The organism is Bordetella tumulicola (assembly GCF_054779135.1).
The window spans coordinates 179,256-195,955 of record NZ_BAAGYU010000006.1 but is presented as its reverse complement, the minus strand read 5'-3'; the positions used below and the strand labels follow the sequence as shown (position 1 = coordinate 195,955).

Below are 16,700 nucleotides of genomic sequence, written 5' to 3'. Positions count from 1 at the left end.
ATGGCAGCTTCTGACGCCACACAACATGCATCGCGTACGGTACTCGTGACCGGCGGCAGTGCAGGCATAGGTCGCGCCGTGATCGAGCGTTTGTTGCAAGACGGCTATGACGTCGTGAATTTCGACTTGAAGGCCCCCGTCGAATGTTTGCCCGGCGAAACCCACATTACCGTCGATCTCGGTGATGTCGATGCCACTCGTCAGGCCGCCGCCGCATTAACGGCCGAACGCGATATTTTGCGTTTGGTAAACAACGCGGGAACTGTCCGTCCGGCTTTGCTGGAGGATGCGACGCCGGACGACCTGGCGTTCGTCATGGCGCTGAATATCCAGACCCCGATGGTGCTGATGCAGGCATTGTTGCCCGGGATGCGTCGCAGCCAGTTTGGCCGCGTCGTCAATATTTCGAGTCGTGCGGCGCTGGGCAAAACGGAGCGCACGGTCTATGCCGCGACCAAGGCCGGCTTATTGGGCATGACAAGAACTTGGGCGCTGGAAATGGGCGGCGACGGTATTACCGTGAATGCTATTGGGCCTGGCCCGATCGCAACGGAGTTGTTCGAGCGAGTCAACCCGCCGGGAGCGCCTCAAACCGAAAAAATTCGGGCAAGCATTCCCGTACGGCGAATGGGCACGCCAGCCGATGTGGCGCACGGCGTGGCGTCGTTTCTGGATGACCGGGCGGGATTCATTACCGGGCAGGTTCTGTACGTATGCGGCGGCATGACCGTGGGATTGGGGAACGCCGCATGAGCAGCAACATGAACGAGCTACAGGCCGTATTGCCTGCAGCCAGCACGCGACTGGCCGGCAAGATTGCCCTGGTCTCGGGTGGCGGATCCAGTGGTCCCGGTTGGAGCATAGGCAAGGCCAGTTGCGCCGTGTTGGCACGTCACGGCGCAACCGTGTGTGTCCTGGATAACAACCTCGATGCCGCCCGCGATGCATTGGCCACGGTGCAGTCGTTGGGCGCACGGGGTCTGGCCGTGCAAGCTGACGTGGCCGACCCCGACGCCATGGAGCAAGCCGTACAGGCCGTGATGGCCGAGTACGGCAGGATCGATGTCCTGCAAGCCAATGCAGGCATAGGCAAAGTCGGTGGCCCCGAAGATATCGCATTGGCCGACTGGGAACGTATCCAGAAAGTGAACGTCGACAGCCTGCTTATCGCCAGTCGTTTGATCTTGCCCATCATGAGCAAGCAGGGTGGGGGCGCGATCGTGACCGTATCGTCGGTCGCCGGCCTGCGCTATTTGGGCTATCCGCACCTGGCGTACAACGTGACCAAAGCCGCCGTCATTCAGTTTGCCCGCATGATCGCGCAGCAATACGCAGGGCAGGGTATTCGCGCGAACACCGTGGTACCCGGCTTGATCGATACGCCACGGGTGCGCACCAATGTGGCCCGCATGTTTTCGCCGGACGATTTCGAGGCCGCCAAAGCCGCACGCGATCGACAAGTGCCGATAGGGCGCATGGGCACCCCTTGGGAAGTCGCCAATGCGGTGGCTTTTCTCGCGTCGGACGAGGCGAGTTATATCACCGGCACTGAGCTGGTCGTCGACGGTGGATTGATCGGGAAGTATGCGTGATTTTCAGGTGACGTCGTAGCGCGTACGGCGCTACGCGTCGTGAGTACGTGCGTTTACTTTACAAGTTATTTGTTCACGGCATCTATCAAGGGAGTTTGAAATGTGGAATCACCGCAGTATCAAGTCGTTGATGAGCTTGACCGCCATGGTGGCGGGTTTGAGCGCTGCAGTCCCTGCGTTGGCTGAGACGACTTACCCGCAACGTCCGGTGACTATCGTGGTGGCCTTTGCCCCCGGCGGCGCGACGGACGTGCTGGCTCGCAAGCTGGCGCAAAAGCTCGGTGACCACTACAAGCAGTCGTTTGTCGTTGAAAACAAGCCCGGCGCGGGCGGGAATATCGGCACTGCCTACGCGGGCCGCGCAAAGCCCGATGGCTATACGCTTTATCTCGGCACGGTTGCCTCGCACGGTGTTGCGCCCAACTTGTATAAGAACGTGGGCTACGACCCGGTAAAAGATTTCACACCCATCGGCTTGATCGCGGCGAGCCCTCAAATCGTCGTGGTGAACAAGGACTCATCGATTCAATCGATTGGCGATCTGGTGAAGCACGGCAAGAGCGATGCGGCGACCTACGCATCCTCGGGTGCGGGCACCACCATTCACTTGGCCGGCGAGATGTTCAATCTTAAAGCGGGTACCAAGATGGAACACGTGCCGTTCTCGGGTAGCGGTCCTGCCGTCAACGCATTGCTCGGCGGGCACGTGGACGTGCTGTTCGACGACATGCCATCGTCGGCGCCGCACGTTAAAGCAGGCAGTTTGCGTGCCCTGGCGGTAACCGGCACGACACGTTCGCCACTGTTTCCCGAATTGCCGACATTATCGGAAGTCGGCAAGCCGTATGGCCTGGAGGGATTTGATGTGTCCGCCTGGTTCTTTCTGGGTGCCCCAGCAGGTAGTCCAGACGACATCGCCGACTCTCTGAACAAGACGCTGAACACGATTTTGGTCGAAGACGATATGAAGCGTTATGCCGCCGAACGCGGTGCCCAGACGTTGCCCGGCACGCATGATCAAGCCCAGGAATTCATTGTGGGCGAGCTGAAGAAGTGGAACGAGATCATTACCGAGGGCAACATCCCGAAGTTGTGATTTTCCGAATTTTTCACGTTTCGATCAGCGCGTTCACAGGAGAGGGTGGTGGGCAATTTTTCAGACGGCCGTAGCGAAATCATTGTGAAATGGCATGGCGTGGCCGAACGCCTGACAGCACAAGCCGGCACAGACCTTGGTCTGATGCCGACTTCGATGGCTGAGGCATTGCATGCGACGGCACATACCGAGTCAAACGATGGCAATGCAGACGAGACATCGTTGGCTGAGCCAGGTTGGCAGGACTGGTGGGAAAAGCGCGAAGGACTCGCGACACGTGCGATCAGCGTGCAAGATCTCGCAGAGGTTTCGTTAACGCGGTTGGCACAAGCCAATACGGCAACGAACGCATGTGTGGAGCTGTTGCGCGAGTTCGCAATGGGGCAAGCCAGGCAATTGGACCAGCGTCTGGCTGCCGGCGATGCGCTGGGGTTGCTGGGCGGCATGCCCTTGGCCCACAAAGACTTGGTACATCGTACCGGATACCACGTGGGTTACGGGTTGGGGCAATCCGCCCAGCTCAAGGCCACGTCCGACGCCACGGTATTGCGTCGTTTCGATGAGGCGGGCGCCCTCCATTTGGCGCGTTTGCAGATGACGGAACTGGCATTCGATCCGTCCGGGGCCAACGAAATGGCCGGTCATTGCCGTAACCCGTGGTCGGTTCATCGCATTCCCGGAGGATCCTCCAGCGGTTCAGCGGCGATGGTCGCCGCAGGGGCCGTAGACGGCGCGCTGGGCAGTGATACCGGGGGCTCCATTCGTATTCCGGCGGCGTTGTGTGGAGTGACAGGGCTGAAGCCGACCTATGGCCTGGTTAGTCGCGCCGGAGCCATGAGCCTGAGTTCCTCGCTGGATCATTTGGGTCCCATCGCACGTAGTGCGCGGGATTGCGCTCTTATGCTGCAAGCCATTGCCGGCTACGACATTGCAGATGCCGGCAGCGTAGGTGCGCCGCGAAACGATCGCTATATTGATCGGCTGGACGCCTCAATCCGTGGGCGCCGTATTGGTGTGCCACAGGGGTATTTCTCCGATGGTCTGGATCCCCGAATACAGGCGGTGGTTGCGCAAAGTCTGGAATCGTTCCGCACGCTGGGCGTCGAGATTCGGGAGGTTCCCGATTTTCCTTACGATGCCTTGAACGAGCTGGCCATTTTGATGATACGCGCCGAGGCGACGTCGTTATACGAAAGTGTGATGTCCGAAGACGCCGCGACGATGTTGGGGGCGTTCACCCGGGCCAGATTGCAAGAGGGTACGCAGATCCCGGCATCGCTGTATTTGCGGGCAGCCGCCATGCGTGGCCCCCTGCTGCAGCGGTTTGCGCATACGGTTATGGCGGATGTTGACGTATTGCTGGCGCCCGTGTTTCCTTCGCAGACACCGTGCGTCGACGTTTTCGACACGATCAGCGATGAGTCGAGCCGTTTGCGCGGGGACTTGACGCGTCTTACACGCCCCCTTAACTACCTGGGCGTACCGTCGCTATCGCTGCCAGGCGGCGCATGTGTACCGGATGGCGAGTCTGTTGCGTTGCCGGTGGGCTTTCAGTTGATCGGGCGTCCGTATAGTGAAGCCCTGTTGTTGCAGTTGGGGCACGCCTACCAGAAAGCGACAACGTGGCATTTGCGCAAGCCGCCGCTGGCCGCATGAGGATATGAGGGATAGGCCACCGGGCGGATGTGTCGATCATCTCGGCGCATCCGTCGCTGTCCGGGCGAGTTAAACTCGGCGACAGTCGAGACTTCAGAACAACAGCACGGAGAGACAGCGTTATGCGTAAATTTTTACGGACGGCCTTGGTTGCCGTTTTGCCATTGACCGCACTGGCCAGTGTCGCACAGGCGGCTGATTGGCCGACCAAACCTTTGACGGTGATTGTCCCGTTTGGCCCGGGCTCGAGCCCTGACACGATGGTGCGGGTGGTGGTGGAGCAGGCCAGCACGACGCTGGGCCAGCCCATCGTGGTGCAAAACAAACCCGGTGCCAGTGGCAACCTCGGCACGGCGGCGATCGCCAAGGCCACACCCGATGGCTATACGTTCGGGGTGTCGATCACCGGTCCGATGGTCAATAACACGGTGTTGTATAGCGACCTGCCGTACGATCCGAAGAAAGACATCGATCCGTTGACCTTGGGCGTGCACCAGCACAACATTCTGGTCGTGCCGGGTGACTCGCCGATCAAGTCATTCGACGACTTGCTCAAGGCCATGAAGTCTCAGGACAAGCCTTACAACTTCCCCTCGACGGGGGCGGGTACGGTTTCGCATTTGTCGGTTGAGTTGCTGCTCGAGCGTACGGGGGGCAAGGCGGTGCATGTTCCTTACTCGTCCTCGCCGGCGGCGGTGACATCGTTGTTGTCGGGCGATACGGACTTTGCGGCACTGCCTCCGATTTCCGTCATGCCCATGATCAAGGACGGTCGCCTGCGTGCGCTGGCAGTCGTCTCGAAAGAACGGATGAGCTTTCTGCCGGATACGGCGACGATCGAAGAGCTGGGCGTGCCGGGTATCGAGGGGTCGGCGTGGATCGGTTTCGTGGCACCCGCAGGCATTCCCGCGGATATCAAGGGCAAGCTGGTGAGCGCATTGACCGAGGCGATCAAAACGCCCACGGTGCAAGAGCGTCTGAAGAACCAGTTTATGGAGCCCGCCGCAGACGGCCCCGAGGCGTTCGACAAATATATGGACGACGAACTCAAACGCTGGGAGCCGCTGATCAAACGGCTGAACTTGAGCGTCAACTGACGTTGCGCGCGGCCCGGCGATGACCGCCGGGCCGGCGTGGCCACGCGGTGGCTAGCTGATGGCCCGCATGAAGGTTTCCATCTTGGTGGCCGTTTCGGCGATCTCGCTGTCGGGGTCCGAGCCGGCGACAGTACCTGCACCGGCGTACAAGCGCAGGTTGCGATCACCCGTTTGCAGGGCACAGCGCAGGCTCAGCGCCCATTCCCCATCGCCGTTGGCGCGTTGCCAGCCCACCAATCCGGCGAAATACTCACGCTCGAACTGTTCCAGATCGCGGATATGGCCAAACGCCAGGTCGGTCGGATGACCGCAAATGGCCGGCGTCGGGTGCAGGGCGCACGATAGATCCAGTGCGGTGACCTCGGGGTCACGCAGCGTGCCAGTGATGTACGTCGATAGATGCCACAAGGCATCTGTGCCAATGACGGAGGGACCATCAGGTACGTCGAGCTCATCACAGTAGGTACGCAAGATGCGCACAATGTCGTTGACGACATAGCTGTGTTCGCGCAGATCCTTCTCTGAAATCGCCAGGCCTTCTTTACGCGCACGATCCACGTCTGGATCGGAATGGCGACCGATGGAGCCGGCTAGCGGATTTACATAAATACGGTTGCCCTCTCGGCGTACCAGTAGCTCGGGACTTGCGCCGACCATGGTCCCGCTCGGTGCGGGGGCCGCCGTGTCGGACGTGTGTGCCGCGTCGTCAGCCTGATGTGATGACGTAGCCGTCAGGCCCCACGCGGGAACGGCAAAGGTATAGCCGTGCGCATTGCGAGCCAGCAGGTCGGGCAATAGCCGCTCGTAATCGATCGGCCGATCCAGAACGACGTCCATTGCGCGCGACAGCACGATTTTCTTGACATCGCCTTGTGCGAACAAGTCCAGGGCCTTGCGCACCATGTCGCCGTAGACTTCCGGGGCGGGCACGGGCTTGCGGCTCATGACCTTGGGACGCTGCGTATCCGCTGCGGCGTCACGGCGTTGGCCCGAGGCGGGCGTATCCTGCGGCGCCTGGCGTTCGGGAACGAGAGCCTGTTGATAGCGTGCGGGAATCGTCAGGCTGGCGGGATTGGCGGAGTCGAACGGAACCAGTCCGAACATCACCGCGTCCGTAATATTGTGTTGTGCAGCGCGTGCAAACAATGCCTGCACGGCGTCGCGCGTGGCGGGTTGATAGGCCGTCAGTGTGTCGGCACCTCCGCGTGCGCGGAACTGAGTCGTGGGCGACGCGAAAAATATATCGCCGATACTGAAATCGTCCAATAGCCAACCGGCAGACGCCGGCACAGATTCCTTGCTCATTGTTGTCTTATTTCCAAAAAAAACTAGCCAATGACGGTATCAGAAAAATGGCGTGAGGGCAGCAGGGATGACGCGTTCAAGGAAACAACAATGGGATTTAGCGTTTATCGATACCCTGCCATCGCAGATACGCTGAACGGGTCACGGCAGACACTGAATCCAGGACCTTCTGATGATTGACCTGATGCCGCAGCATCAGACGTGCATCGGCCACGGCGCGGGATTTGCAGAACCAGTGGCAGCTATGTTGCAGTAGATATAACTCTGCCGAGAGGTGGTAAGCGCGGGTCTTGGGATCCCAATGGCTTTCGTTGTCCACGACATGGCGCAGACCGGTCGCATGGATGTGCAGCAACTCACGAAAATCTCGCGTCAGAGCGGGAGCAAAACGTTCCACATAAGGAATACAGAAGGTCAACACACCCATACTGGTGGCCGGCAGGGTTTCCTTTTGCATGGCGCTGGCCAGCGACTGTATTTGCCCCGCCACAGCGCGTTCGGTTTGTGCAAAGGTTTCCAGAACTTGGAGTTGGCGTGTTTCTTCTTTCTCGCTGATGGCGCGGGCGTAGCCCTGCGTCAGGGTTTCCATGTGGCGCTCAAGTTGCAAGCTGGCCAAATGGTGTCCTAGTAAAGCAACGTGCGTGCGCTGGTAACGTATGCGCAGCACCTGCCATGCCGCGACGACCACCAACAGGATTAATGCGATGTCCATTGCCTATATTTCCATACTGCTTATCCGAAACGGCGATGCCAAAACAAAGGCCCAAACTGAAGTCTGGGCCTTTGTGAAGCTAGGTGGTGGTCACCTCGCTAGTTGCACCGACATACTATGTCAGCTTGTTAGTATACCGAACAGGATTAACCGGTCAGCCGTCCAGCGACACCGCCTCGGCCCGCAACACGGCCTGCACGGCCGGCCGCTCGACTAGCGCCGCACTGATGGCGCTCCAGGCCGGATAATCGGCGTGCATGTCCAGCCCGATCCGGTTGCCCCAGCGGTACAGCACCAGCAAGAACGGATCGACCACCGAATAGCCGCCGGCGAGCGCCCAACGCCTGCCGTCGGCCAGTTGCTTGTCGATGGCTCCGTACGCGTCGATGACTGTGCGCCGGCCTTGGGCGCGGATGCGATCGTAATCCGAGGCGTCGTTGCTGAACCGTTCCGGCCGCCAGATGGCACCAAAGCCGGCGCTGTGCACCCAGCCCGACAGCCAGTTCAGCCATTCCTGGCAACGGGCGGTGGCGAGCGGATCGTCCGTCGGCAGCAGCTCGGCTGTTGGATGCTGTTGCGCCACATACATCAGGATAGCGGGCAGTTCGGTCAACACACGCGGCTGACCCGCGATGCCCAGCGCCGGCACACGCGCCTTGGGGTTGATGGCCAGGTATTCCGGGCGATAGTGGGCGCGCGCTGACAGATCGACGAGCTCCAGTGTAAAGGGGGCCTGCACTTCCTGCAGGGCGATGTGCGCCGCCATGGAGCAGGCGCCGGGCGAATAGAAAAGTCGGTAGGTCATGTGGCCAGTCTAGGGGCGTGGCACAGCTTGCCGCAAACCATGATTTGTGAGGGCTGGGTATTAGTGATATTAATGGGGGAATCATGGCCGATCGACACCTTCCTCCCTTGCAAACGCTGCGCGCCTTCGAGGCGGCCGTGCGGCTGCGCAGCTTCACGCGCGCGGCCGATGAACTGGCGCTGACCCAGGGTGCCGTCAGTCAGCACATCCGGCGGCTGGAATCGGCATTGGGAGTGTCATTGTTCACGCGTGAACACCAGGGGGTAGCGCCGACGGCGCGCGCGCAGGCCCTGGCCTTGCAGGCGCGGCAAGGCCTAGCGCTGCTCGAGCGCGCTTTCGGCCGTGCCGATTCTGTCCCGCGGGTGCCGGCCGCCGCGACGCCGCCGCAGCGGCTGGTGTTGAGTGTGTTGCCGGCCTTTGGGCAACGCTGGCTGGCGCCGCGCGTGCCGCGCTTTGTGGTGACCCATCCGTCCATCGAGCTCGAGCTGCGTCCCAGCAACGCGCTGGCCCGGTTGAACGGCCGCGATGGCATCGACCTGGCGTTGCGATATGGGCCCGGCGCGTGGCCAGGCCTGAAAAGCGAACGGCTGATGGATGAAGAGGTGTTCCCGGTTGCCAGCCCCGCCTACCGGCGCGGCCGTCGCCTGCACGCGCCGCGCGATCTGGCGCGCTGCATCTTGCTGCGGCATGCGTGGCAACCCTGGGAGCCCTGGTTTCAGGCGGCGGGCCTGGACATGGTCGAACCGGACGATACCCCGCAGTTCGACGACACCGATGCACTGCTGCAAGCCGTCACGGATGGGGCCGGCGTGGCGTTGGCACGCCGCTCGCTGGTGGCCCACGATCTGGCGGCCGGGCGGTTGGTACGTCTATGGGATATCAGCATTGCCGATGTGCATGCTTATTATCTGGTGTGGCGACCAGACAGCCCCAGGCTGCCGGCCATCGCCGCGGTGCGCCGCTGGCTTCAGGATGAAGCTGCGGATGACCGCACGGCGCGCTAGTCGGCTGCCACTCTTATATAAGAATGGCACAATAGCGCATACGCCTTCATGCTTCCGATCCGGTGTTGCCGGTGGCGAGCAATGTTCCGATTTCCCGGCCCGGTTTTTCCGACTTCATGCCTGCTTCGTCTTCCGGCGATTTCTCTGCCTTGTTCCGTCAACCTTCCGGCTTCATTGCCTTTCTGCTGGCCCGCGTGCTGGCTGTGGGAGCCACGCAGATCCAGGCGGTGGTCGTCGCCTGGCAGGTATATGACCTGACGCGCGAACCCATGGCCCTGGCCTACGTCGGCCTGGCCCAGTTCCTGCCCATGTTGTTCCTGCTGTTGCCGGCCGGCGACCTGATCGATCGGCTGCCGCGCAAGCACATCCTCAGCGCCAGTTGGAGTGTCGGCGCGGTTTGCAGTGCCTTGTTGTGGTGGTTGTCGGGCCATGGGCACGCGGGTGTGTCCAGCATTTATGCGGTCCTCGTGCTGTTCGGCGCATCGCGCGCGTTCTCCGGGCCAGCCATGCAAAGCCTGTTGCCCCAGTTAGTGACTCGGGAACAACTGCCCCAGGCCATTGCCACCAACAGCATGGTGATGCGTAGCGCTGCCATCGGCGCCCCCTTTCTGGGAGGCCTGCTGTACGCGGCTGGGGGTAGCTTTCTTACCTACCCAATTTGCCTGGTCGCCTTTGCCGGCGGTGCCGTGTTGCTGCAGAAGGTGCGTGTGTTGCCCGCGGAATCCCGGGCGGGGCAGGCGGGTGCACCGCAGGCGGTCAGCACCAATATCTGGCAGCGCTTTGGTATCGGCATCCGATTTATCTTCGGCCGCCCCATGATCCTGGGCACGATTTCTCTCGATTTGTTTGCCGTGCTGCTGGGGGGAGTGGTGGCCCTGTTGCCCATTTACGCGCAAGAAGTCCTGCATGTGGGTCCCCAGGGGTTGGGCCTGCTGCGCAGCTCGATCGCGGCCGGCGAGGTGGCCGCGGGCGTGTGTCTGAGCATGTTTCCCTTTAACGCCAAAGTGGGGCGGCGCATGCTGTTGGCGGTGGCGGTGTTCGGCGTGGCCAATCTGGTGTTCGCGCTATCGCACTGGATGTGGCTGTCATGCCTGGCGCTGGCCGTGGCGGGCGCGGCCGACATGGTCAGCGTCTATGTGCGCGGCGCATTGCTGCAGTTCGCGACGCCCGACGAGATGCGCGGGCGCGTCAATTCGGTCAACATGCTGTTCATCGGCTCGTCCAACGAGCTCGGCGAGTTCCGTGCCGGGTCCAGCGCGGCCTTGCTGGGGGCCGTACCGGCCGCCATTGCTGGCGGCCTGTGCACGCTGGTCGTGGTGGGTCTGTGGAGCTATCTGTTCCCGGCGCTGCGTACCGTCAACCGATTTGAAAATGCGCAGCGCTGAGAGCGGGCAGGTGCGCTGAGGCTCAACGCCTACCGCAGGTGCCGCGTATCAGTCGCTCGGCCACGGCCGCCACCTGAGTCGCCTGTTCATCGCGCCAGACGCAGGGATCGCTTTCGTCGCTATTCGCCCAATACCTAGGGGTAAACGCGAGCAATACATACCAATTTGGAATTTTTTTCGTCGGAAAAAATTCAGTTTTCTATCGTTCGTGGTGTCGATAGACTGCCGCTACTCATGAATAAAAAGGGGCACGCAATGATTTCACGTCGCAGCATTTTGAAGCTGGGCTATGGTGGTGTTCTGGTGGCGGGGGCGGTGGGGCGCGTACACGCCAATTCGGCACCTGTCAGCATCGTTATTCCGGGACCCCCGGGAGGCGGTGCGGACGCGATGGCCCGCATTGTGGCGGACAAACTAGGCGCGAAGATCAACCAGACGGTCATCGTTGAGGCACGCCCCGGAGCCAGTGGCCTGATTGCGAGCAATTATGTGAAACGCCAGGCCCCGGACGGCAAGATGCTTTACCTGAGTTCGTCCATGCTGGTAACCGCGCCTGCTGTGTATCCCGACATCCAGAAGCTGGATCCCGTGACCGATTTCACGCCGTTGGCCAGGCTCACTGTGAATACCTACCTGTTCCTGGCCCGCAATGAGCTGCCCATTTCCAACGTACGCGAGTTTGTCCAGTATTGTCACGCGAATCCCGGGAAAGTCACGATAGGGACCGTGGGGCAGGGATCGTCGAGTCACCTTGCCGCCGCGTATTTGGTCAAAGCTGAAAATCTGGACGTCACCATCGTGCATTACAAGGGCTCGGCGCCCGCGAACCAGGACCTGATGGGAGGTTTCATCGACGCGAAGTTCGAGAATCTGGCTGGCACTCGTGTGACGCTTGATTCTGGAAAGGTCAAGATCCTGGGTGTGTCCAACGCAGAGAGGTCGCCGTTGTTCCCAGATATACCAACGGTCAACGAGTCGGTGCCGGGTATGGTGGTCGATGACTTTTTCGTTATCGTCGCACCGAAGGGGATGGACAAGGCGCAGGCGCAGGTGCTCGGCAAACATTTGGCCGACGTGGTGCAGATGCCGGATGTGCAGCCGAAGCTGCGCAGCCAGCTCGGCGCCATTTCCGCGCCGCTCAATCCCGACGAGACCGTGGGCTACATGCGCGAGTCGTTCGGCAGGACAAAGACCTGGGTGGCCGATCTGCTTGGGCAGGGTGAGCTAGCAGGCAGCTAGTATCGGGAAATCCGGGAGAATGCCTCTTTCAGTGGCCGCAGGATTGTCCGCATGCCAAAAAATTCTGAAAAGAGATATTTGTTGATGTGGGAAAATCCCGTTTGAGTTTGAAAGCTTGGGGTGTTTCCTAGGATGACCACGTTCCGCGAACTCGAGGCCTTCGTCGCCGTTGCGGACATGGGGTCTTTCGAAAAAGCCGCACACAATCTCGGTACCTCGCAATCCGGTATTTCACGTTTGATCCACGAGTTCGAGCAAGGCTTCCCAGAGCCGCTGTTCAATCGTGATCGACGCTCAGCGAGATTGACGACGAAGGGCCAGGAGGTGTTGTCGCACGCGCGGATAATCCTGCGCCAACGAATGCGTTTGACGGAACGCTTCGAGGCCTCGAATCTGTTCACGCCCATGCTGCGGCTCGGGGTGACCGAGTTATCCGCCGTCACCTGGCTTGGATCTTTCATTGCAAAACTGAAGGCCCGCTACCCGGGGCTACGCCTGGACTTGAAGGTAGGGTCATCGGTTGATCTGCATGCGCTGATGCAGGATGGGTTACTGGACGCCGCGGTGGTCCTGGAGTCCGTCCGTACGCACAATATGGCCCGCGTGCCGATTGGCGTTGCCCGATGCGGCTGGTTTTGTGCCGTGGATGCACCGCTGCCAGGTTTGTTGAAACTGACAGAATTCGAACGCCAGACCCTGCTGCTGCAAGGCCGCGCACAGGGAGGCGGCACTCAGATCGAGAACTGGCTGCTAGAGCGCGGCGTCAAGCTGGCCAATTCAATACAGAGTGACAGCCTTGCCGCTCTCGCCGGAATTTGCGCCGCAGGCTTGGGGATCGCGAGCTTGCCGCGTGCAGTCGCTGCCCAGAACATGGACTCCGGCTTGCTTCGAGAGGTGAAGATTCCCATTGGCGCCCCGAGCCTGAACTACATGTTGATTATGCGGGGTGGCTCCTTGACGGAATTCCATACCGCCGTTGCTGGCCTCGCCAGGAAGACTTGCGATTTCAATAAGGCGCTCGTGCCGCACAAGGCGAGTTGACATGCTCACGATTAAGCAATTGCAGGCGTTCTACTGGGTGGCCAAGCTAGGCACGCTGAACAAAGCAGCCGAAAAGCTGCACATCACGCAGTCCGCAGCCACGAAGCGACTGCAGGAGGTCGAGGCAGCCGTGGCGGGGCCGGTTTTCGCAGGGGCAAGCCGCAAGAATCATTTGACGCGACTGGGTCGGGAACTCGAGATGGAGTGTGAACATCTTTTTGACCAACTCCAGGCGCTTGAGCAGTTGAAGCGTTCCGGTCATCCCCCCGTGCGGACGCTGAAAGTCGGGTTGACTGAAGTCGTCGCCCTGACGTGGTTCCCGGATTTCCTCAAGCGGATGAAGGCTTCCTACCCGTCGATCATCGTTCAACCCGAAATCGATTTTTCCCTGGCGTTGCAGGAAAAACTGGAGTGCGGCGACCTGGACTTCACCATTTTGCCCAACCATCATGCATCGGAAGCCGTCTTGACGGTCAGCGTCGGCGAAGTGAAGTTCGGATGGTTTGCCGCTCCGGGAATGTTCGCCGCGGACGTTTCGCACCCGTTGCACGAGCTTGCGTCAAAGCCTGTCATTGAACAGTCCGAGAACTCGGTCATCACACTTGTTTGTAGCCGGCTTTGGGAAAGTGAGGGTGTGCAGCCTGAGCGCATCTATGGTGGCAACAATATTCAAGCGTTGGCCGGTCTGGTGGCGGCGGGTGTCGGCATCAGTTGCTTGCCCGTGCAGCTCTTCCGAAGTGAACTGCGTTCCGGAAGCCTCGTACTGGTCAAGACGCCAGCTCCCGGACCTACTGTCGGCTATTCCTGCTGTTTTCTCAAGCATCCGGCCTCCGACCTTGGACGCAAGGTGGCGGAAGTCGCACGCCAATCCAGCACTTTCGTTCGGCGCGATGTAACTGGCAAGCGAGCTAGTCCGGCGCGGCGGCCGTAGCCTCGCGCAAGAACGCCGAACGTCCGTCCTATAGCACCATTTCCTGGAAGGGTATTTCGACGATGCTGGTGACTTAACAAGCGTACTTGCGCGGCGGACACCACCTTTCAATGCACAGGCGTTATGTATAGACGTGTTGATACATCGCGTTGTCACGTATATACTTGTTGATACATTACAGGAGGTTTGGCATCATGGCAAAGACCGCAAAGCTTACGATCCAGCAGTGGGGAAACAGTTTGGCCGTTCGAATTCCTGCGGCAGTCGCGCGTTCGGCGCATTTCGAGGCGGGCCTCGAGGTAGAGGTGACAACGGATGAGATCGGTGTCACCGTGAAGCCGGTTGGGCCGCGCAAACTCACTCTTGCGGAAAAGCTTCAGAAGTTCGATCCGGCTAAACACGGCGGCGAGGCGATGGCGGTCTCCCCTGTAGGCGCGGAGACCCTTTGATGGCGAAGGCAGCTTGGGCGCCAGATCGTGGCGACATTATTTGGATCGACTGTAATCCTCAGGTTGGTCGGGAGATGAAGAACATGCATCCTATGTTGGTTCTATCTCCTATGGCGTTTAATGAGAAGACGAGTATTGTTATCGGTTTACCCATGACGACGGCTGAGTACAACGATAGCAATCCTTTCGCGATCAAGTTCAAAGGCCGGAAGAATGTCACGAGTTATGTTTTGGCGCATCAGCCCAAATCATTCGATTGGCGTGCAAGAGGTGCTAAACCTCATCCATGGAAGCACGCCCCCCAAGACGTATTCCTGGCCGCGTGCGAACAACTAAACCAGATCATTTCGATTGGTGAGTAAAGAGGGTGTACGTACTAGGGCTGGCTATCGGCAATATTGAAGTTGGTCGTGGCCGTGCGTTGCAAGGTATTCTGCGAGTAGAGCGGCGAGAGTCCATATTGGCGGCCGTGCTGGGGGCGGGCGATGAGGAGCGCGGCGCACTAGCCCACGAGGCCGATGGCGGTAGCCCAGCACGGTCCGGCGTCCCGCCGTAATCACGGCCAGGCCGCCGGGTTCGAAGCGATAGGTCGTCCAGGGTCTGGTCGAGTCCTTCGTCCCGGTACCAACGCCACAAGCGGTTGCGGACTAGATCCGACCGAGCATAAGCCCCATCGGCAGGGGGGGCATCCATGTGAAATGGAGCGCCGTCTCAATGCTTATTCATTTGTTCTGGATTCCGGCGGCTCTTGCTGGAATGAAAAAAGGAGCCGAAGCTCCTTTTTCAACAACTTACAGACGCCAATGGAAGTCTGTAATCATAAATTGGAGCGGGAGACGAGTCTCGAACTCGCGACCTCAACCTTGGCAAGGTTGCGCTCTACCAACTGAGCTACTCCCGCGTTGCAGCTAACGGTGCGTCAGCAGCAAAGAAGCGAGATTCTATATGACTTTTTTTGGGTGTGCAAGTGAGTGTGGATCGCTTCACTACCACCCGCGGAAATGCTGTTCGAATTTAGTGCGCGGCGACGTGGCGCGTTTCGAGGCCGCGGCTTAATTCGGCGAGACTGATCGCGCCCAGTCGTTTGATCAGCAGTGTCTCAGCATCGCGCAGGGCGTCCTCCAGTGCTTCGTTGACGAGTTGCTCGATCGCGCAGCCTGGGCTGGATGGTTCGTTGCCGATCGCAAATATCTTGGGTCCACCAACCGCACGATGGATGTCCAGCAGTGATATGCGCTCAAGATCGCACGTGATAATCCAACCGCCGCCATGTCCTTTATCCGAGCGAACATAGCCGGCGTCGCGCAAGCCGGCCATGGTGCGGCGGACGACGACCGGGTTGGTCTTGAGCATCGCGGCGATTGCCTCTGACGTCATTGGTCCGTCGTGCCGAGCCATATGGAGCAGCACATGCAACATCCGGGAAAGGCGGCTGTCGTTTCGCATTCTTTTATCCTTCGCATGCCTCTCGAGGTTGGCAAACACGCATAATCATGATACTTATGATGTTACGTGATTTGTGGAGATTATGAAATGAAAGAATACGAAAACGCGGATCATTGGGACAAGGCTGCCCGCACGTATCAACAGACCGCGCATCGGTTCACCGCACGCTTCGCAGAGGCGGCGCTCGCTCGTATTGCGCTCACGCGCGAGAGCGATGTGCTCGATGTGGCAACCGGAACGGGTGCGCTTGCGCTGGCGGCGGCGCGTACTGGGGCGAAGGTGCTGGCAACGGATTTTTCGCCCGGCATGATTGCGTGCGTCGCCGCTGCGGGGTTGCCTAATGTCGACACGCGGGTGATGGATGGACAGGCGCTTGATTTGCCTGACGAGAGTTTCGACGCCGTCTTTTCGATCTTCGGCGTGATCATGTTCCCCGACTGGCGCAAGGGTCTGGTAGAGATGCGGCGGGTGACGCGACCCGGCGGCTACGGCGTGGTGGCGACGTGGCAGAGCCAGGGCGCGGCGACTTTCCTGCTGCTTGGTCAAATACGGCAGAAGCTATTTCCCGAACTTGCGGGAATGACCATGCCTGAGGCTGTACAGGCGTTAAATGATCCAGGGGATTTCGCGCGCGAACTGATCGCGGCGGGCTATCACGATCCACAAATTGAGGCGGTGACCCACGACTATCTGCTGGAAATCTCGGCGCTCGACGAGCCCGATACGCTATTCGGCATGTCCCCGGACTGGACTAGCCTGAGCGATGTAGACAAAGCGGCGGTGATCGCGGAGGTACGCCAACGGGCGGGTGATCGATCAATTCTTCCGATTCCTTCAACCGCACTCATCGCCGTGGCGAAACGTTGAGAATGAATGGCTCCCCACAAAGTCGGGCGTCACTGCATAGGGTGTTCGACTTGGTGGCTGTGGCGGGTTTGAATC

18 protein-coding genes and 1 tRNA gene are annotated in these 16,700 nt (G+C 60.0%); 14 read left to right on the top strand and 5 right to left on the bottom strand.

What is annotated here, in order from left to right:
* The 5 genes from ACYVDM_RS04860 (at position 1) to ACYVDM_RS04840 (ending at position 5,441) form a co-directional block, all read left to right on the top strand.
* A complete protein-coding gene (locus ACYVDM_RS04860; protein ID WP_415789242.1) occupies positions 1-753 on the top strand; it encodes an SDR family oxidoreductase in 753 nt (250 codons plus the stop codon).
* Complete coding sequence (locus tag ACYVDM_RS04855) at positions 750-1,592, top strand: SDR family NAD(P)-dependent oxidoreductase (RefSeq protein ID WP_415789240.1); 843 nt, start codon at positions 750-752, stop codon at positions 1,590-1,592. The genes ACYVDM_RS04860 and ACYVDM_RS04855 overlap by 4 nt, the downstream gene beginning before the upstream one ends.
* 100 nt (positions 1,593-1,692) lie before the next feature.
* Positions 1,693-2,688: a Bug family tripartite tricarboxylate transporter substrate binding protein gene (locus tag ACYVDM_RS04850; RefSeq protein ID WP_415789238.1), complete on the top strand. Its 996-nt coding sequence runs from the start codon at positions 1,693-1,695 to the stop codon at positions 2,686-2,688.
* Positions 2,689-2,736: 48 nt separating this feature from the next.
* Positions 2,737-4,344: an amidase gene (locus tag ACYVDM_RS04845; RefSeq protein ID WP_415789236.1), complete on the top strand. Its 1,608-nt coding sequence runs from the start codon at positions 2,737-2,739 to the stop codon at positions 4,342-4,344.
* 122 nt (positions 4,345-4,466) lie between these two features.
* Positions 4,467-5,441 carry a Bug family tripartite tricarboxylate transporter substrate binding protein gene (locus ACYVDM_RS04840; RefSeq protein ID WP_415789234.1) on the top strand — a complete coding sequence of 325 codons (975 nt, stop codon included), beginning with the start codon at positions 4,467-4,469 and terminating at the stop codon, positions 5,439-5,441.
* A gap of 51 nt (positions 5,442-5,492) precedes the next feature.
* On the opposite strand, the gene ACYVDM_RS04835 is transcribed toward ACYVDM_RS04840, so the two are convergent.
* The 3 genes from ACYVDM_RS04835 to ACYVDM_RS04825 all read right to left on the bottom strand — a co-directional run bounded on the left by ACYVDM_RS04835 (position 5,493) and on the right by ACYVDM_RS04825 (position 8,263).
* Positions 5,493-6,746 carry a chorismate-binding protein gene (locus tag ACYVDM_RS04835; RefSeq protein WP_415789232.1) on the bottom strand — a complete coding sequence of 418 codons (1,254 nt, stop codon included), beginning with the start codon at positions 6,744-6,746 and terminating at the stop codon, positions 5,493-5,495.
* Between the two features lie 97 nt (positions 6,747-6,843).
* The gene (locus tag ACYVDM_RS04830) at positions 6,844-7,458 is read right to left on the bottom strand and encodes a hypothetical protein (RefSeq protein WP_415789230.1); all 615 of its coding nucleotides are present in this window, start codon (positions 7,456-7,458) and stop codon (positions 6,844-6,846) included.
* Positions 7,459-7,612: 154 nt separating this feature from the next.
* The gene (locus tag ACYVDM_RS04825; protein ID WP_415789228.1) at positions 7,613-8,263 is read right to left on the bottom strand and encodes a glutathione S-transferase family protein; all 651 of its coding nucleotides are present in this window, start codon (positions 8,261-8,263) and stop codon (positions 7,613-7,615) included.
* Between the two features lie 83 nt (positions 8,264-8,346).
* Here ACYVDM_RS04825 and ACYVDM_RS04820 point away from each other — a divergent pair, with 83 nt between their 5' ends.
* The 8 genes from ACYVDM_RS04820 to ACYVDM_RS04785 all read left to right on the top strand — a co-directional run bounded on the left by ACYVDM_RS04820 (position 8,347) and on the right by ACYVDM_RS04785 (position 14,868).
* Positions 8,347-9,267, top strand: coding sequence for a LysR substrate-binding domain-containing protein (locus ACYVDM_RS04820; protein WP_415789226.1), 921 nt, complete (start codon positions 8,347-8,349; stop codon positions 9,265-9,267).
* 116 nt (positions 9,268-9,383) lie between these two features.
* The gene (locus tag ACYVDM_RS04815; RefSeq protein WP_415789648.1) at positions 9,384-10,652 is read left to right on the top strand and encodes an MFS transporter; all 1,269 of its coding nucleotides are present in this window, start codon (positions 9,384-9,386) and stop codon (positions 10,650-10,652) included.
* Between the two features lie 255 nt (positions 10,653-10,907).
* Positions 10,908-11,891 (top strand): Bug family tripartite tricarboxylate transporter substrate binding protein, encoded by a 984-nt coding sequence (locus ACYVDM_RS04810; protein ID WP_415789224.1) that lies wholly within the window; start codon positions 10,908-10,910, stop codon positions 11,889-11,891.
* 132 nt (positions 11,892-12,023) lie between these two features.
* Complete coding sequence (locus tag ACYVDM_RS04805) at positions 12,024-12,932, top strand: LysR family transcriptional regulator (protein WP_415789222.1); 909 nt, start codon at positions 12,024-12,026, stop codon at positions 12,930-12,932.
* 1 nt (position 12,933) lies between these two features.
* Positions 12,934-13,863, top strand: a complete 930-nt coding sequence (locus tag ACYVDM_RS04800) for a LysR family transcriptional regulator (protein ID WP_415789220.1) — start codon at positions 12,934-12,936, stop codon at positions 13,861-13,863.
* A 194-nt stretch (positions 13,864-14,057) separates the two neighbouring features.
* Positions 14,058-14,312, top strand: coding sequence for an AbrB/MazE/SpoVT family DNA-binding domain-containing protein (locus ACYVDM_RS04795; RefSeq protein WP_415789218.1), 255 nt, complete (start codon positions 14,058-14,060; stop codon positions 14,310-14,312).
* Positions 14,312-14,674 (top strand): type II toxin-antitoxin system PemK/MazF family toxin, encoded by a 363-nt coding sequence (locus ACYVDM_RS04790; RefSeq protein WP_415789216.1) that lies wholly within the window; start codon positions 14,312-14,314, stop codon positions 14,672-14,674. The genes ACYVDM_RS04795 and ACYVDM_RS04790 overlap by 1 nt, the downstream gene beginning before the upstream one ends.
* A gap of 5 nt (positions 14,675-14,679) precedes the next feature.
* Complete coding sequence (locus tag ACYVDM_RS04785; protein ID WP_415789214.1) at positions 14,680-14,868, top strand: hypothetical protein; 189 nt, start codon at positions 14,680-14,682, stop codon at positions 14,866-14,868.
* Positions 14,869-15,137: 269 nt separating this feature from the next.
* On the opposite strand, the gene ACYVDM_RS04780 is transcribed toward ACYVDM_RS04785, so the two are convergent.
* Together ACYVDM_RS04780 and ACYVDM_RS04775 are read right to left on the bottom strand one after the other, a co-directional pair.
* A tRNA-Gly gene (locus ACYVDM_RS04780) sits at positions 15,138-15,213 on the bottom strand.
* 113 nt (positions 15,214-15,326) lie between these two features.
* Positions 15,327-15,758 carry an Rrf2 family transcriptional regulator gene (locus tag ACYVDM_RS04775; RefSeq protein ID WP_415789645.1) on the bottom strand — a complete coding sequence of 144 codons (432 nt, stop codon included), beginning with the start codon at positions 15,756-15,758 and terminating at the stop codon, positions 15,327-15,329.
* 87 nt (positions 15,759-15,845) lie between these two features.
* Here ACYVDM_RS04775 and ACYVDM_RS04770 point away from each other — a divergent pair, with 87 nt between their 5' ends.
* On the top strand, positions 15,846-16,625 hold the full coding sequence (locus ACYVDM_RS04770) for a class I SAM-dependent methyltransferase (protein WP_415789212.1): 780 nt from the start codon (positions 15,846-15,848) through the stop codon (positions 16,623-16,625).
* Positions 16,626-16,700 lie beyond the last annotated feature (75 nt).

What these genes read in the sequence shown, in the direction of transcription:
- ACYVDM_RS04805 (WP_415789222.1), top strand. Translation starts at nt 12,024, where the DNA reads ATGACCACGTTCCGCGAACTCGAGGCCTTCGTCGCCGTTGCGGACATG.
- ACYVDM_RS04800 (WP_415789220.1), top strand. Translation starts at nt 12,934, where the DNA reads ATGCTCACGATTAAGCAATTGCAGGCGTTCTACTGGGTGGCCAAGCTA.
- ACYVDM_RS04815 (WP_415789648.1), top strand. Translation starts at nt 9,384, where the DNA reads ATGCCTGCTTCGTCTTCCGGCGATTTCTCTGCCTTGTTCCGTCAACCT.
- ACYVDM_RS04775 (WP_415789645.1), bottom strand. Translation starts at nt 15,758, where the DNA reads ATGCGAAACGACAGCCGCCTTTCCCGGATGTTGCATGTGCTGCTCCAT.
- ACYVDM_RS04855 (WP_415789240.1), top strand. Translation starts at nt 750, where the DNA reads ATGAGCAGCAACATGAACGAGCTACAGGCCGTATTGCCTGCAGCCAGC.
- ACYVDM_RS04825 (WP_415789228.1), bottom strand. Translation starts at nt 8,263, where the DNA reads ATGACCTACCGACTTTTCTATTCGCCCGGCGCCTGCTCCATGGCGGCG.
- ACYVDM_RS04835 (WP_415789232.1), bottom strand. Translation starts at nt 6,746, where the DNA reads ATGAGCAAGGAATCTGTGCCGGCGTCTGCCGGTTGGCTATTGGACGAT.
- ACYVDM_RS04830 (WP_415789230.1), bottom strand. Translation starts at nt 7,458, where the DNA reads ATGGACATCGCATTAATCCTGTTGGTGGTCGTCGCGGCATGGCAGGTG.
- ACYVDM_RS04810 (WP_415789224.1), top strand. Translation starts at nt 10,908, where the DNA reads ATGATTTCACGTCGCAGCATTTTGAAGCTGGGCTATGGTGGTGTTCTG.
- ACYVDM_RS04795 (WP_415789218.1), top strand. Translation starts at nt 14,058, where the DNA reads ATGGCAAAGACCGCAAAGCTTACGATCCAGCAGTGGGGAAACAGTTTG.
- ACYVDM_RS04860 (WP_415789242.1), top strand. Translation starts at nt 1, where the DNA reads ATGGCAGCTTCTGACGCCACACAACATGCATCGCGTACGGTACTCGTG.
- ACYVDM_RS04770 (WP_415789212.1), top strand. Translation starts at nt 15,846, where the DNA reads ATGAAAGAATACGAAAACGCGGATCATTGGGACAAGGCTGCCCGCACG.
- ACYVDM_RS04840 (WP_415789234.1), top strand. Translation starts at nt 4,467, where the DNA reads ATGCGTAAATTTTTACGGACGGCCTTGGTTGCCGTTTTGCCATTGACC.
- ACYVDM_RS04790 (WP_415789216.1), top strand. Translation starts at nt 14,312, where the DNA reads ATGGCGAAGGCAGCTTGGGCGCCAGATCGTGGCGACATTATTTGGATC.
- ACYVDM_RS04820 (WP_415789226.1), top strand. Translation starts at nt 8,347, where the DNA reads ATGGCCGATCGACACCTTCCTCCCTTGCAAACGCTGCGCGCCTTCGAG.
- ACYVDM_RS04850 (WP_415789238.1), top strand. Translation starts at nt 1,693, where the DNA reads ATGTGGAATCACCGCAGTATCAAGTCGTTGATGAGCTTGACCGCCATG.